The 14,565-nt window shown below is 65.2% G+C and carries 14 protein-coding genes; 5 read left to right on the plus strand and 9 right to left on the minus strand.

The genetic code is table 11. The features are described from left to right. Window positions 1-35 precede the first annotated feature (35 nt). The gene (locus tag J1M81_RS10280) at window positions 36-818 is read right to left on the minus strand and encodes an isoprenyl transferase (RefSeq protein WP_027498144.1); all 783 of its coding nucleotides are present in this window, start codon (window positions 816-818) and stop codon (window positions 36-38) included. 133 nt (window positions 819-951) lie between these two features. Here J1M81_RS10280 and J1M81_RS10285 point away from each other — a divergent pair, with 133 nt between their 5' ends. Then, a complete protein-coding gene (locus J1M81_RS10285; RefSeq protein WP_206498005.1) occupies window positions 952-1,617 on the plus strand; it encodes a hemolysin III family protein in 666 nt (221 codons plus the stop codon). A 38-nt stretch (window positions 1,618-1,655) separates the two neighbouring features. On the opposite strand, the gene J1M81_RS10290 is transcribed toward J1M81_RS10285, so the two are convergent. Genes J1M81_RS10290 through mca form a run of 3 tightly spaced genes read right to left on the minus strand, consistent with a single transcriptional unit; the run spans window position 1,656 to window position 4,827 of the window. After that, window positions 1,656-3,665 carry a thioredoxin domain-containing protein gene (locus J1M81_RS10290; RefSeq protein ID WP_206498006.1) on the minus strand — a complete coding sequence of 670 codons (2,010 nt, stop codon included), beginning with the start codon at window positions 3,663-3,665 and terminating at the stop codon, window positions 1,656-1,658. Next, window positions 3,665-3,955, minus strand: coding sequence for a hypothetical protein (locus J1M81_RS10295; protein WP_027498147.1), 291 nt, complete (start codon window positions 3,953-3,955; stop codon window positions 3,665-3,667). The genes J1M81_RS10290 and J1M81_RS10295 overlap by 1 nt, the downstream gene beginning before the upstream one ends. Next, window positions 3,952-4,827, minus strand: a complete 876-nt coding sequence (gene mca, locus J1M81_RS10300) for a mycothiol conjugate amidase Mca (RefSeq protein WP_027498148.1) — start codon at window positions 4,825-4,827, stop codon at window positions 3,952-3,954. Before mca ends, J1M81_RS10295 begins: the two co-directional genes overlap by 4 nt. A 103-nt stretch (window positions 4,828-4,930) precedes the next feature. Here mca and J1M81_RS10305 point away from each other — a divergent pair, with 103 nt between their 5' ends. After that, complete coding sequence (locus J1M81_RS10305; protein WP_027498149.1) at window positions 4,931-5,371, plus strand: DUF4307 domain-containing protein; 441 nt, start codon at window positions 4,931-4,933, stop codon at window positions 5,369-5,371. Between the two features lie 223 nt (window positions 5,372-5,594). Further along, complete coding sequence (gene greA / locus J1M81_RS10310) at window positions 5,595-6,089, plus strand: transcription elongation factor GreA (protein ID WP_027498150.1); 495 nt, start codon at window positions 5,595-5,597, stop codon at window positions 6,087-6,089. 68 nt (window positions 6,090-6,157) lie between these two features. On the opposite strand, the gene J1M81_RS10315 is transcribed toward greA, so the two are convergent. From J1M81_RS10315 to ilvA, 4 genes are all read right to left on the minus strand, one after another. Then, window positions 6,158-6,952 (minus strand): ABC transporter permease, encoded by a 795-nt coding sequence (locus tag J1M81_RS10315; RefSeq protein WP_027498151.1) that lies wholly within the window; start codon window positions 6,950-6,952, stop codon window positions 6,158-6,160. Next, window positions 6,949-7,917 carry a daunorubicin resistance protein DrrA family ABC transporter ATP-binding protein gene (locus J1M81_RS10320; RefSeq protein WP_032381330.1) on the minus strand — a complete coding sequence of 323 codons (969 nt, stop codon included), beginning with the start codon at window positions 7,915-7,917 and terminating at the stop codon, window positions 6,949-6,951. The genes J1M81_RS10315 and J1M81_RS10320 overlap by 4 nt, the downstream gene beginning before the upstream one ends. Before the next feature lie 55 nt (window positions 7,918-7,972). Next, window positions 7,973-11,104 carry an arabinosyltransferase domain-containing protein gene (locus J1M81_RS10325; RefSeq protein ID WP_206498007.1) on the minus strand — a complete coding sequence of 1,044 codons (3,132 nt, stop codon included), beginning with the start codon at window positions 11,102-11,104 and terminating at the stop codon, window positions 7,973-7,975. A 74-nt stretch (window positions 11,105-11,178) separates the two neighbouring features. Beyond that, the gene (ilvA, locus tag J1M81_RS10330) at window positions 11,179-12,342 is read right to left on the minus strand and encodes a threonine ammonia-lyase (RefSeq protein WP_218828725.1); all 1,164 of its coding nucleotides are present in this window, start codon (window positions 12,340-12,342) and stop codon (window positions 11,179-11,181) included. Window positions 12,343-12,478: 136 nt separating this feature from the next. Between ilvA and J1M81_RS10335 the strand changes: the two genes are divergently transcribed. Together J1M81_RS10335 and J1M81_RS10340 are read left to right on the plus strand one after the other, a co-directional pair. Continuing rightward, window positions 12,479-13,411 carry a DUF6286 domain-containing Asp23/Gls24 family envelope stress response protein gene (locus J1M81_RS10335; protein ID WP_206498008.1) on the plus strand — a complete coding sequence of 311 codons (933 nt, stop codon included), beginning with the start codon at window positions 12,479-12,481 and terminating at the stop codon, window positions 13,409-13,411. Beyond that, the gene (locus J1M81_RS10340) at window positions 13,411-13,962 is read left to right on the plus strand and encodes a hypothetical protein (protein WP_206498009.1); all 552 of its coding nucleotides are present in this window, start codon (window positions 13,411-13,413) and stop codon (window positions 13,960-13,962) included. The genes J1M81_RS10335 and J1M81_RS10340 overlap by 1 nt, the downstream gene beginning before the upstream one ends. Window positions 13,963-14,248: 286 nt before the next feature. Here the strand turns inward: J1M81_RS10340 and J1M81_RS10345 are convergent, their stop codons facing one another. Continuing rightward, window positions 14,249-14,545, minus strand: a complete 297-nt coding sequence (locus J1M81_RS10345) for a putative quinol monooxygenase (protein WP_032375417.1) — start codon at window positions 14,543-14,545, stop codon at window positions 14,249-14,251. Window positions 14,546-14,565 lie beyond the last annotated feature (20 nt).

Below are 14,565 nucleotides of genomic sequence, written 5' to 3' on the forward strand. Positions count from 1 at the left end.
GCCTGCGGAATGACCAGACGGTCCAGCCGTGCACGTCAGATACCGAACCGACGGTGTCGTGCGGCGAAATCACGGAGTGCGCGCAAGAAGTCGACGCGGCGAAATTCCGGCCAATAGGCCTCGGTGAACCAGATCTCCGAATATGCGCTCTGCCACAGCAGGAAACCGGACAGCCGTTGCTCTCCCGAGGTGCGGATGACGAGATCGGGATCGGGTTGACCCGAGGTGTACAAGTGACTGTCGATACCGTCGACGTTGATGGAGGCCACCAACTCGTCCCCGGTGATGCCCTCGGCGATCTTCTCGGTGACCAGAGACTGCACGGCGTCGGCGATTTCCTGACGCCCGCCGTATCCGACGGCGACGTTGACGTGCGTTCCGGTTCGGCCCTCGGTGCGCGCAGCCGCCTCCTTGAGCCGGCGTGAGGTCGAAGCAGGCAGCAGATCGAGAGTGCCGACGAGTTTGACACCCCAGTTCATCTCGGGTCCGCAGATCTCCTCGACGACGTCGGTGATGATGTCGAGCAGCGAATCGAGTTCGTCGGCATCCCGTCGGAGATTCTCGGTCGAGAGCAGATAGATGGTGGCCATCTCGATTCCGGCAGCGTCGCACCAGCCGAGCATCTCGGCGATCTTGAGCGCCCCCATGCGGTGGCCGTGCGCGACGTCGGTGAACCCGTTCTCCCGTGCCCACCGCCGGTTGCCGTCACACATCACCGCGACGTGCCGCGGGTGCTGCACACCCTCGAGCTGACTCAACAAACGCCGCTCGTACACGTTGTAGAGAACGCCGCGCACCTTCTGCGGAATGATCACCACTACTTCGTCACCGCTGCTCTCATCACCACGGAGGATCACCTTACGCCGACGTCTTCGAGCGGGCGGCCGGTACAGTAGCGTCCGAACCTACGGTTGCGTAGGTTCACTACGGCGGAACGGGAGGTCATCTTTCATGACGATGTTCGGACTGGACGAGATACCCGTCAAGCCACGCATGCGTGGCTGGATTCACCTGTACGCCTTCGGCGTCGCGGTGGTGTGCGCGATCACCCTCGTCACGATGGCGTTCAGCCTGGTGTCGGTCAGCGCAGGCCTCGCGACGGGTATCTATTCGATCACCGTGTGCGGGGTGTTCGGCGTCAGCGCCACCTATCACCGCGTGCACTGGAAGACCACCGCGTCGCAGATCTGGATGAAACGCGCCGACCACTCCATGATCTTCCTGTTCATCGCCGGTAGCTACACCCCGTTCGCCGTACTGGGTCTGCCGGCCGCGACGGGACGAACTCTGTTGATCGTCGTGTGGATCGGAGCGATCTGCGGGGTGGCTCTGAAGATGCTGTGGCCCACCGCTCCCCGCTGGGTCGGGGTACCGCTGTATCTCGTGCTCGGCTGGGCCATCGTGCCGGTCGCTCACACCCTGATCGAGCACGTCGGCTTCGCACCGTTCCTGCTGCTGTTGGTCGGCGGCATCTTCTACAGCGTCGGGGCGATCCTCTACGCCACCAAGTGGCCGAATCCGTGGCCCACGACATTCGGCCATCACGAATTCTTCCACGCAGCAACGGTGTTGGCGGCAATTTGCCACCTCGTGGCAGTGTGGCTCGTCCTGTTCTGACGACGCGTCGGAAGGCTCGGAACACCGCGTCGGCGACGTCACTTCCGCGGTGCGGCCGCCAGATCCTCGACCGACGTCACAGGCCGGTCGCAGACGAATCCGCGACACACGTACGCCGTTTCCTGCCCGTCGACGGGCGGTCGGCCCGTCAGCAGCGCAGACGAGTCTGCGGAGCCTGCGACCACCACGGAACCTCCGGGCGCCAGCGACCGCGCGGCGGCGAGCAACTCACCGCCCGGTGCGAGCGACACGGCGATCTGAATCGGGCCGCGCACTGCTGCCTCGGCCACGGCCAGCCAGTGACCACCCGACCTCGGGGCGCGTTCGAGGATGGCCGCTGCTCGCGCGAGCGAAGCAGCGGCCAGTTCGGCGTACCGTGCGGCCGATTCGTGATCGACGAGTGCGGCGGCGGTGAGCAGCGCCTCGGCCATCGTCGACGCTCCCGACGGAGTCGCACCGTCGATCGGATCCCGCGGCCGGGTCACCAGGGTCTCGGCATCGTCGGCGGTGTCGAACCAGCTGCCGGCGTCGTCGGGATCGGCGAAGTGCTCGATCGCGGCGTCGAGGATCGTCGTCATCCGCCGGGTCCAGACCGCGTCGCCGGTGGCCTGGAACAGCGTGGCAGCGGCCACGGCGAGGCAGGCGTAGTCCTCGAGCACTCCGGTGGCCTCACCCACTGCGCTACCGAGGGACGCCCGCCGGACACGTCCCGATTCGACGTGAGTGGCGAACAGTTGCTCGCCGCATTCGACGGCGGCGTCGACCCAGGTCGGTTCGTTCGCGCCGGTTCCGGCCTCGGCCAACGCGGTGATGGCCAGTGCGTTCCACGCGGTGACCACCTTGTCGTCTCGACCGGGTTGCGGCCGCGACGCTCGAGCCGCCGACAACGCGTTCCTTATGCGGGCGAACCGGTCGTAGTCCTCGGGCTCGGCGGGCAGTTGCAGCACGGACATACCGGCCTCGAACGTGCCGGCGGAGTTCACCGCGAACAGACCCGCAGCCCATACACCGTCTTCGAAACCGAGGGTGTCGACCAGTTGCTCCGGCGTCCACACGTAGGTCAGACCTTCGACTCCTTCGGTGTCGGCATCGAGCGCCGACGCGAAACAGCCGTTGGCCGTCCGCAATTCACCGAGCATGAATCCTGCTGTATCCGACGCCACCCGACGCACCAGCGGATCGTCGTCGACCCGGGCGGCGTGCGCGTAGAACCGCAGCAGCAGCGCATTGTCGTAGAGCATCTTCTCGAAGTGCGGGACGATCCATTCGGCGTCGACCGAATACCGTGCGAAGCCGCCGGCGAGTTGGTCGTACATGCCGCCGCGCGCCATTGCCGCCGCGGTACGTCGAACCACGTCGAGTACCTCACCGTTGCCGGTGCGCTCGTAGTGCCGGAGCAGACCCTCGAGCAGTGCACCCGGTGGAAACTTCGGTGCCCGGCCGAAGCCGCCGTAGGTGGTGTCCTCGTCGGCGCAGACCGCCGCGACGGACGCGGCCAGAAAATCGGCGTCCAGCGATCGTCCGCCGGCCGGAATTCCGGAGCTCTGTTTGCGCAGTTCGGTGACGATGGCCGCGGACGCGTCGAACACCTCCTGTCGCCGGGTGGACCAGGTATCGGCGATTGCGGTCAGTAATTGTTCGAAGGAGGGCATCCCCTGGCGCGGGGCCGGTGGGTAGTACGTCCCGCAGTAGAAAGGTTCGGTCTCGGGTGTGAGGAAACAGGTCATCGGCCAACCGCCCTGACCGGTCATCGCGACAGTGGCGTTCATGTACACCGCATCGAGGTCGGGGCGTTCTTCCCGATCGACCTTGATGCACACGAAGTGCTCGTTCATCAGGGCCGCGGTGGCCTCGTCCTCGAACGATTCGTGTGCCATGACATGACACCAGTGGCACGCCGAGTACCCGATGGACAACAGGATCGGGACGTCGCGATCACGCGCGGACTGCAGTGCCTGCGGTCCCCACTGCTGCCAGTGCACCGGATTGTCGGCGTGCTGACGCAGATACGGACTGGTGGATTCGCCCAGCGTGTTCGCGTCGAGCATCAGGGTTCGTCGGAGACAGCGGGTTTGTCGGAGACAGCAGGTTTCGGACGGCTGGTGTCCGGTTGTGGGCTCGGCGTGATGCCCCCACGATCGGTGCCCTCGTCGAGCGCCTGATCCAGCGTGGGATCTTCTTTCTCGAACGTCGCGGGCAGACGCTTGATCTTCTTGTTCATGGACCAGATCAGCAGCGCCGTTCCGACCAGCAACGCAACGAGGATCACCAGACCGATCGGCGACGACTTGCCGAACTCGGGCCCCGTGGGCTGCTGGGCGAGGATCGACACGATCATTGTTCGGTCTCTTCTATTCCCGCGAACAGGTCGGTCTCGGGCAGTGACGTGGTCACGCGGGTGCGGGCGAGCTCGAACTCCTCGGTGGGCCACAACTTGCGTTGGACGTCCACCGGCACCGCGAAGAACGCTCCGTTGGGATCGATCTGCGTCGCATGGGCTCGCAGTGCGTCGTCGCGCTGCTCGAACCAGGTACCCACGTCGACCTGCGTGGTGATGCGCTCCATGATCTCGTCGCGCTGACCGTCCCACCGCTTCAGCCAGTCGACGAACGGGCTCTCCTCGCCGCGATCGATGAACCAGTCGTGGAAGAGCTGCATGCGCTTACGCAGGAAACCGTGCGAGTAGTAGAGCTTGAGCGGAGTCCACGGCTCACCCGCATCGGGGAAACGCTCGGGATCGCCCGCGGCCTCCCACGCGGCCATCGAGACCTCGTGGCAGCGGATGTGATCGGGATGCGGGTAGCCACCGCGTTCGTCGTAGGTGGTGATGACGTGGGGCTTGAAGTCTCGAACCACCTTCACCAACGCCTCGGTGGACACCTCCAAAGGCACCAGCGCGAAGCAGCCCTCGGGCAGCGGCGGCAGCGGATCGCCCTCGGGGAGTCCCGAGTCCTCGAATCCGAGCCACGTCTGCTGTACCCCGAGGATGCGCGCGGCCTCGGCCATCTCCTCGCGTCGAACCTCCCTGATCCGTTGGTGGACGCCCGGAATGTCCATCGCCGGATTGAGGATGTCCCCTCGCTCGCCGCCGGTGAGCGTGACGACCAGAACGTCGTGCCCTTCGGCCGCATAGCGGGCCGTGGTCGCAGCACCTTTGCTGGACTCGTCGTCGGGATGGGCATGCACTGCCATGAGCCGCAGTCCGGACACGTTCTTCCTCACCTCGGATTCGCCTTGTTCTTGCCTGCCCTATAGTTCCACCTGACGCCGACATGCCCCCAGCGGCACCCCCGATTTCACTCCGAGAGCTGACATGACCAACGCACTTCCCGCAGGTAGATACCCGTCGGGTTCCGGTCCGAGCGGCATTCGGCGAGCTCCGAAACGTGCGACGAAGATCGCACTGGTGGCACTGGTCCTGCTGGTCGGGCTCGGCGTGGCCTACTACGCGTACACGAAATTCTCGGTCAAGCCCGTCGAAGGCAGCCAGCTTTCGTTCGACATCGTCGACGAGAGCACGATGTCGATCCGATTCAGCGTCACCCGAGAGAACCCGGAGCAGCCGGCGGTGTGCATCGTCCGCGCTCGTTCTCGCGACGGTTCCGAGACGGGACGGCGCGAGGTGTACATCCCACCGGAGTCCTCCTCGACCACGGTGGAGCTCACCACCGACGTGACGACGTCGTCCCCACCCGCCGTCGGAGACGTGTACGGCTGCAGCCTCGATGTTCCCGAGTATTTACGAGCCCGATAGGCGAAGAGCCTGTTCGTGGTAAGCTCGGGTCGTACACGGCTGCCGCACAGGTGCCGTGTATTGCTGCATTGCGGGCAGGGTTACCTGCGTCAACGATGTCGACGGCTCCAGGATGCGGGCCGACCAAGGGGATCCATCCATTGGAGTCCCCTCTTCGTTGCGTGCCCTACCGCCTAGAAACCGGAATCGAACTCGAGATTCCGACTACGAGGGAGTGATCGAGATGACCGAGACCCAGGTGACCTGGCTTACCCAGGAATCACACGACAGGCTCAAGAGCGAACTCGACCAGCTCATTTCCAATCGCCCCGTCATCGCCGCCGAGATCAACGAGCGTCGCGAAGAGGGCGATCTGAAGGAGAACGGCGGCTACCACGCTGCGCGCGAGGAGCAGGGCCAGCAGGAAGCACGCATTCGTCAGCTGCAGGAACTGCTCAACAACGCGAAGGTCGGCGAGGCGCCCACCCAGTCGGGCGTGGCTCTGCCCGGATCCGTCGTGAAGGTCTACTACGACGGCGACGAGTCCGACACCGAGACCTTCCTGATCGCCACCCGCGAAGAGGGTGCCCGCGACAGCAAGCTCGAGGTGTACTCCCCCGCGTCCCCGCTGGGTGGATCGCTCATCGACGCGAAGGTCGGCGACACCCGCGAGTACACCCTGCCCAACGGCAAGACCATGAAGGTCACGCTGGTCAGCGCAGAGCCGTACCACACCTGATTCGAGCCCTTTCTCGAACAACACCCCCGGTCGCTCAGCGGCCGGGGGTGTTGTCGTTTCGGACGATCTCAGGCAGTCATCGTCTTCTGGTACTTGCGGACCGACAGCGGCACGAACACCACGAGCATCACCACGACCCAGATCAACGTGTAAAGAACCGGGTTCTGCAACGGCCACACCTCGGGCGGTGGGGCCATCGGATTGGTGTTGCCGAACTGCTCACGCACGGCCAGGGTCACCGACGAGATGGGGTTCCATTCCGCGATGGTCTTGAGCACGCTCGGGAAGTTGTCGATCGGCACGAAGGTGTTCGCGATGAACGTGAGCGGGAAGATCACGATGAACGACGCGTTGTTGAAGATCTCCGGGGAGCGCACGATCAGTCCTACCAGCGCCATCACCCACGAAATCGAGTACGCGAACAACAGCAACAGCACGTAACCGAGCAGAGCGTCGAAGAACGACGACGTGATGCGCCAGCCCACGATGAGTCCGGTGATGGACATGATCGTGATGGTGACGACGTTGTTGCCGACGTCGGCGGCCGTCCGCCCGATGACGACGGCAGATCGCGCCATCGGCAGCGACCGGAAGCGATCCATGACGCCCTTCTGCAGATCCTCGGCCAGTGAGGATCCGGTGATGGACGCACCGAAGATCATCGTCTGAACGAAGATGCCGCCCATCAGGAAGCTCTTGTAGTCGATACCGGGTACGTCGATGGCACTGCCGAAGACATAGGCGAACAACAGCACGAACATGATCGGTGACAGCGTTGCGAAGAACAGCAGATCGGGAACTCGCTTGAGCTTGATCAGGTTTCGCTTGGTGATGATCGCCGAATCCAGGAGAACGTTGCTCATTTCTCTTCCTCCGCAGCCTCGGGCTCGCCGGTGGTCTGACCGGTCAGAGACAGGAACACATCGTCGAGGTTCGGCCGTCGCAGACCGACGTCGACCACCCCGATCCCTGCAGCTTCCAGATGACTCAACGCCGTGGACAGATCCTTCGATCCACCGTTGACCGGCATGACGATCCGTCCCACCTGTTCGTCCAGGGTGGGCGGCTCGACGCCGATCGGGGTCAGGATCTCCTTGGCACGATCGGCCTGAGATCGGTCCGTGAGCACGAATTCGATTCGCTCGCCGCCCGTTTGGGCCTTCAGCTCGTCGGCGGTGCCGCGCGCGATGATCTTGCCCTTGTTGAGCACGATGATCGAATCGGCGAGCCGGTCCGCCTCCTCGAGGTACTGCGTCGTCAACAGGATCGTCGTTCCGTCACGGACGAGATCTGCGATGAACTCCCACATCGTGATTCGGCTGCGGGGGTCGAGACCGGTGGTGGGTTCGTCGAGGAACACCACCCGTGGCCTGCCGATCAGACTGGCCGCGATGTCGAGTCGGCGACGCATACCTCCGGAGTACTGCTTGGCGGTGCGGTCGCGTGCATATTCCAGGTCGAATCTGCTCAGCAGCTCGTCGGCGCGTTTCCTGGCCTCGGCCTTGCGCAGCCCGAACAGTCTGCCGACCATCTCCAGATTTTCGTACCCGGTCAGATACTCGTCCACAGCCGCGAACTGACCGGTCAGGCCGATAGTTCCCCGAACCTCGTTGGCCTGCTTGGCCACATCGAGCCCGAACACCCGCGCCGAACCGGACGTTGCCTGCAGCAGAGTGGCCAGGATCCGCACCGCCGTCGTCTTGCCCGCACCGTTGGGGCCGAGCACACCGAGCACCGTGCCCTCGGGAACCGTGAAATCGATCCCGTCGAGCGCGACGTTCTTCCCGTACCGAAGTACCAGGTTCTCTACTTCTATAGCGTTCGCCATGGCCCTCTCCCCGTTTCTTCCACTGTCGGTATAAGGACTTCCGAACGCGTAGAGATTAACCGGTTTTGATGGGACCGGGCGTCCACAGGCCGGAACGCTGGATCTCGGTTGCTGTGATCTTCGCCGGCTCAGCCGATCGGTCGTACGGTGTGTACTGCTCGATCGATCCCCAGTCACGATCCCAGTCCCCGTCCAGGTACGACGGGATGGTGCGGGCCGAGGCAACGACATCGATCCATCCGAGCGGGCCGCCGCCGAAATGGTCCTGCCATGCGTTGGTGATGACGGCACCGCTGCGGTCCGGCAACACCCGGTACTGCGGAACTTCGGCAACCCCGAGTCGGTGATCGAACGGATGCTGACACGGAAAGTTGAAGCCCACCTCCCAGTCCAGCAGCACGGGATTCTCGCGACCGACGACCTCGTTCAACGTCTGGGTACGCGGCACCCGCGGCGGGGTGACCGCGAGCCACTGGTCGGGGTCGCGGTCGGTGTCACTCAATACCAAACGAATCATGTTGCTGCCGGCGGGAATCAGGTCCATCGGCACCCGCAGGTTGCGCCACGACGGCGTCGGGCCGATGTCGATGGGCGTCACCCGCCCCTGCGCCCGGCCGTCCACTCCGTACTCGAGTTCGAGGTTCTGGCCGTAGGTGACGATGCCGTCGGAGTTCACCGAGCGGATGCGTCCGGCCGCGGCAATGGAGACGAGCTGACCGGGATCGGCGGGCAGCGCGTACCAGCCGGTGGTCAGGGTGGCGGGAGTGTCCGATCCGAACGACCCCAGTACCGGCACGGTCGCAGGGTCGAGGCCGTACGGCAGTGCACTGCCCCCGGTTCCGGCTCCGGTGGTCGACGTCGGCTGTTGCTGATCCTCGGTGTCGACGGTGTTCGAGGTGCCCGACGCCGAGGATTCCTTGTCTGCGGTGAGGTCCCGCGCAACCCCGTCCGGGGTGAAACCGTCGTTCTCGGCCCCGAGAGCAGCGAAGGCGTCGCCGCTGACCGGTTGCAGCACATCGGCATTGGGGTTCGTCTCGAGCAGCACGTCGTTCGCAAGTCCACACGTGTTGCCGGCCAGCGCCGACAGGTTCGATTTCGCGACCGAGTACGACGGCCACTGAGCCACCGCACCCTTGGCCATCGATGCCACGGCCAGCAGCACCATCAGACCTGCGGCCACGGCGATCGGTGGCACCGACCACCATCGCGCCATCGGCTTGTCGGCGCGGACGTACGGCGCACGCAGATGGAACCACACGGCGGCGAGCAACAGCAGTACCGTCAGGCCGAGGAACATCGTCGAGACGCCGAGACCGGCCACCAGAATCGGCTTGTCCCAGAACGGAACTCCCCACGCCGAGACGTACCAGTAGCCGTTGGTTCCGGTGAAGGCGACCGCCGTCAGGAACGACACGGCCGCCGCGAACAGCAACCGGTTGCGCCGCGAACGGAGCACCGCTGCGCCGGTCGCCACGGCCGCGAGCACCGCAACCGAGGCCGCGAGCCCGGCGAACACGCCGAAGTGATGCGTCCACTTGGTGGGGGTGATCATCATCAATGCCATGGCCCCGACGGTGATGCCGACGATGCGTCGAGCGGGCCCGGTGGCGGTGCCGGGAATCTTGCCGCCCTTGCGCAGCATCGCGATCACCACCGCGATCAGCGAGACGACCATGACGAACACCCCGAAGCGGCGCGCCAGCGAGCCGTCGATGTCCATGTTCATCAGCCACTGGTAGCGCAGGTACTCCTCGAACCACGCCTGGCTCGGCCCGGCCGCAGTGTGCACCCGCTGCATCTCGAGCATCCCGGCCACGGTCTGATTTCCGAACGCGAAGACGAGTACCACCGTGCCCGACGCCACCAGCGGGGCGAGCAGTGTTGCCGCGCCGAGTGTAGTGGTGCCGAACGCGCGGGCGCGGCCGACGACGATCTGAATCACCGGCCGGGCACCGGCAATCAGTGGCGCGAAACAGATGAAGCCCGACGGTGCGCACGTGACAGTCAACGCGGCGATCAGAATCGCCGCTGCCGCAGGCAGCAGTCGCCGTGTCGCGATGGACCGCTCCACCGAACACCACGTCAGCAACACGCCCAGAGCCACGAACGGCTCCGGGCGCAGACCGTTGTTGTACGGCAACCAGAACGCCAGCATCACCAGCCCGCCGGTCCACAACGCAGTTTTCGACGCGCGGGCAGCGGCACCGAACCGCGGGATCACCTCACGACTGAGGACGAGCCAGACGACGACGCCGCAGATCAGCGTCGGGATCCGCATCCACACACTGGCCGTCGACACGTGCGAGAGGAGGGTGAACATGTCGTACAACGGTGTGCCGAACGGTGTTTCGGGCACCCCGAAGTAACGGAAGTAGTTGGCCATGTATCCGGCGTGGTCGGCCGTGCGTGCCATGCCCAGTTGATAGCCGTCGTCGGAGGTGTTCGCGCCGATGACGTGCCACACCAGCAGCGTCCCGATCACCACCGCGTCGGCCGGCCCGAAGCTCCACCAGCGACGCGGCAGGAACCGGCGGGCGCGGCGGCCATCGGACAGGTCGAGGCGGTGCAGGGCCACCAACGAGATTCCCGCGGTGAGCACTCCGACGATCATCGCGAACCACTTGAGCGCGCTGGGCGTGGAAGAAAACCTACTGTCCAGCTCGGCCTGCAGCTGCAGACCGGGAACGTTGCCCTGCAGATCACTGAACACTCCGACCAGCTGGGGCCGCACGTCGCCCTCGCGGGAGACGGTGTCGTCACCGGTCAGTCCGACAGTGGTCGCGGTGCCGTTCGAGGTGATCGTCAGCGAGCAGTCGCCCGCGGTCGATGGGCTCAGTTCCGCGACCGGCTTCTCGAGCAGAACCGAATCGCGCAGCGTCACCTTCAGTTGCGACGCCTCGCCGCCGGTCACCTCGGCGACAAGACCATAGCGATAGGCGTCGGGCGATCCCTTGGGCGAGGTGGACAGCAACAGGCCGCCGTCGGAGAGATCAGCCGCGGCCGCACACGGGACGGTCGCGTCGACGCTGATCGGGGTGTAGCCGACGAGCGGAGCCTCGACATTGCCGACGGTCTCGCTCTGCGGCCAGGTCAACGACGACTGTTGTTGTTCGATCGGCAACAGCGGTATCGAGATCGTCAGCAGGATTCCCACCAGTGCGGAAACGATCGCGACGAGCCGTGCCATGCAAACTTCTCCCACCGATGTCCTGGTCCAGGTCGCTGATCAAGGTACCAGTGCGACCTGTGTGAACCCGGCCGTCAGTTCTCGACCTGCACCGCATATCCCGCTGCGCCCAGGGCGTCGAGAACCGTGCCGCGGTGATCGGGTCCGCGGGTCTCGACGGTCAACATGACGTCGACTTCCTCGAGACCCAGACGTCCGCCGGTGCGGGAATGCACGACGTCGACGACACTCGCACCGGCGTCGCGCACGACCCCCAGGACGCCGGTGAGTCCGCCGGGCTTATCCGAAATCGTCACCCGCACGGCCAGATAACGTCCACCGGCCCGAAGCCCGTGGGTGATGACATGAGTGAGTAGCAGTGGATCGATGTTTCCGCCCGACAGCACCGCGCACACCGACCCCGTCAGACCCAATTCCTCGGCCGAGTGCGTCATGAGCGCTGCCACCGCAGCGGCACCCGCCGGTTCGACGATGAGCTTCGCTCGCTCGATACACAGCACCAAGGCGCGCGACAGCGCGTCCTCACTGACGGTGACGACGTCGTCGACCCAGCCCTGCACGTGATCGAACGGCACCGATCCGGGGAGACCGACGGCGATGCCGTCGGCCATCGTCGACATCGACGTCAGCGCGATCGGGTGGCCCGCCTCCAACGACGCCGGCCACGCGGCCGCGCCCTCGGCCTGCACGCCGATAACCCTGACGTCCGGTCTCGTCAGCTTCACCGCAGCGGCGACACCCGCCAACAGTCCCCCGCCGCCGGTGGGAATCACGATGGTGCCGACGTCCGGCATCTGCTGCAGCAGTTCGGTTCCGAGCGTCGCCTGCCCGGCCACGATATCGAGATGATCGAACGGGTGGATGAGCGTGGCACCGGTACGGTCGGCGAATTCCCGTGCCGACGTCAGAGCCTCGTCGACGGTATTGCCCACCAGATGAACCGTCGCGCCGTACGCCTTGGTGGCGACGAGTTTGGGCAGCGACACTCCGACCGGCATGAACACCGTCGAGGTGATCCCCACCTGCGACGCGGCCCACGCGACACCTTGAGCGTGGTTGCCTGCGCTGGCCGCCACCACGCCTCGGGCTCGCTGGTCGGCGTCGAGCCTGGCGATGCGGTTGTACGCCCCGCGCGGCTTGAACGATCCGGTGCGCTGCAGGTTCTCGCATTTGAGGCGCACCTCGTGACCGGTCAGGTCGGACAGAATCCGTGACGCGACCACCGGCGTCCGGCGCATGACCGGCTCCAGCAACGCCTCGGCCGAGGCAATATCCGACGTGGTCACCCGAACGATTTCCGACACAACCGCAGTATGCCAGGAAGAATTGCGCCGCCGATCCGGCCGAGGTGCACCGCGTCACTACAGTTGTGGAGTGCAACACCACAGTGCCCACGACGAGTCGCGCGGAAGTCTGGAGATCAAACACCGTGCGCTGTCGAGAACGGCCATCGCGGCGGCATCGAAGGACCCTCGGGTCACCCGCACCACCGGCGGCATGTCGCGTTTGACCGGCCGCGAACTTCCCCGAGCCGACGTCACCCTCGGAGAGGACACCGTCTCGGTCAACCTCTACATCGGAGTGCGCTGGCCCTCGCAGATCACCGACGTGACCGAGTCGGTTCACCGCACCGTCGAGGCCGCACTGGCGACGATGACCGGCGTGCACGTGCATCGGGTGAACGTGCTGGTGTCGGATACCGCGCTGGACCGTTCGGCGCGCGGGCCCGACGTTGCCACCGATGATGTTGCTGCTGCGGTGGTTTCACCTCGACCACCCACGGCCGGTCCCGCGGCGATGCCGGTGGCGCTGGTGTTCGGGTTCGCCCTCCTCGCCGTGGCGTTCGTAGCCGGCCGCGAATTCTTCATCGCTCAGGGACACATCGTCGGCAGTCCATGGATTGCCGATGCCGTGCACTGGGTTTCGCAACTGCACTGGCAGGGGTGGTTGATCGCGCCCGCCGTCGGATCGATCGTCGTCGGTGCACTCTTCGTCTTTCCGGGCGTCAAACCTCGGACGAGAACTCATTCGGGATTGGGCGGCCCGACACCCACCGTCTGGGCCACGCCGACCGACATCGCTCGATTGTGCAGTGCTGCAGCGCAGTCCACCCGCGGAGTCGTGGACGCGCATACCGTCGTCACACGCAGGAAGATCGAGGTCCGGGTGCAGCGAGATCGAGCTGTTTCTCCGGACACTGCCGACGCTGCCGTGCGCGCTGCCCTCGGTCCGTTACTGTCCGTCGCCGCGGGTGGGCGGCGTCTGACGGTGCAGCACTCGGTGTCGCAACCGACACGGGTGTCGTAGTGAAAACCTTTGTCGCCGGACTGGATCGAGTCGTTGCCGTCATCGCGGGAGCCGCTCTGCTCGCCGGTGGCGGAATCGCACTTGCGTGGCAGTACGACGTTCCGTGGGCACGGGAGACGCTCTCTCGCTTCGAGCGTGCTCGTATTGCCGAACTGCCGCAGCAGGGTTGGTGGGTACCGACTCTGGCAATCGTCGTCGCGGTGGCCGTCGTCGCGGCGCTGGTGTTGTTGATCGGCAACTTCTCACCACGCACGACCGGAACGGCGAGCGTTATCGAGGAGCCACACTTCTCGGCGCATGTGGACCTGAGTGCGATCGCGTCGGGCGTGGCCGCGGAGTTGGCGCAGTTCCCTGGCGTAAGACGGGCCAGGGGAACTGCCATCGACGACCGAGGTATGCCCACCATCACCGTATTGGTCTATGCTGCAGCCGATTTCGACGTCGTCGGCTTCACCGCCGAAGCTGAGTCCCGCGCCGCGTTCGTGGCGCGGTCGCTTGGCGGCGCGGACGTGGCGACACGCGTCCAACTGCACATCGACAAACGGACCTGACGTCACGTTACGGTGGATCCATGACGGCATCGACGCGTAGCAGATTCGAGCGATGGTCCGGCGGAATGCCCCTCTCTGTCCCGGTGGCATTCGGAGACCACCTTCTGGGCATCCATAGCGGTGACCGCGGCAATTGCCGCACCCATCGGTGCCGGAATCACTCCGTTTTCGTCGCCCCGAAACTAGTGCCGTAGCCCTCCCCCGTTCGGATCAATGCGCCTTTGTTGCATTCTGAGTGACTGAAATCCACATTGATCCCAGCCGGGGCGGGCGCAGCACTCGCGGTCTAACGGACTGCTGCGCCTTCGATGATCAGCACTCGAGCAGGTCCCGCCCGAAACTGTTTGTTAGCGGCATCCGCCTCGACCATGTGCGGCGCATCGTCGTGGCCTGCTAAGGCCTCCGCTGACTCCCAGTGTTCGAGGATCACAAATTCATCCTCGGTGCCGACGACTCGGTGCAGGTCGTACTGGAGACAACCCGATTCCGCTCGAACCAGTGGTGCCAACTCGGCGAACGCCTGAACCTGGCGTTCGCCGAGACCGGCCTTCGTCTCCACGGATACAACGAGTCTGATGGTCATCGCCTCATACTAACGCCGCA

Source organism: Rhodococcus sp. KRD175 (assembly GCF_017168275.1).
Classification (GTDB): domain Bacteria; phylum Actinomycetota; class Actinomycetes; order Mycobacteriales; family Mycobacteriaceae; genus Rhodococcoides; species Rhodococcoides fascians.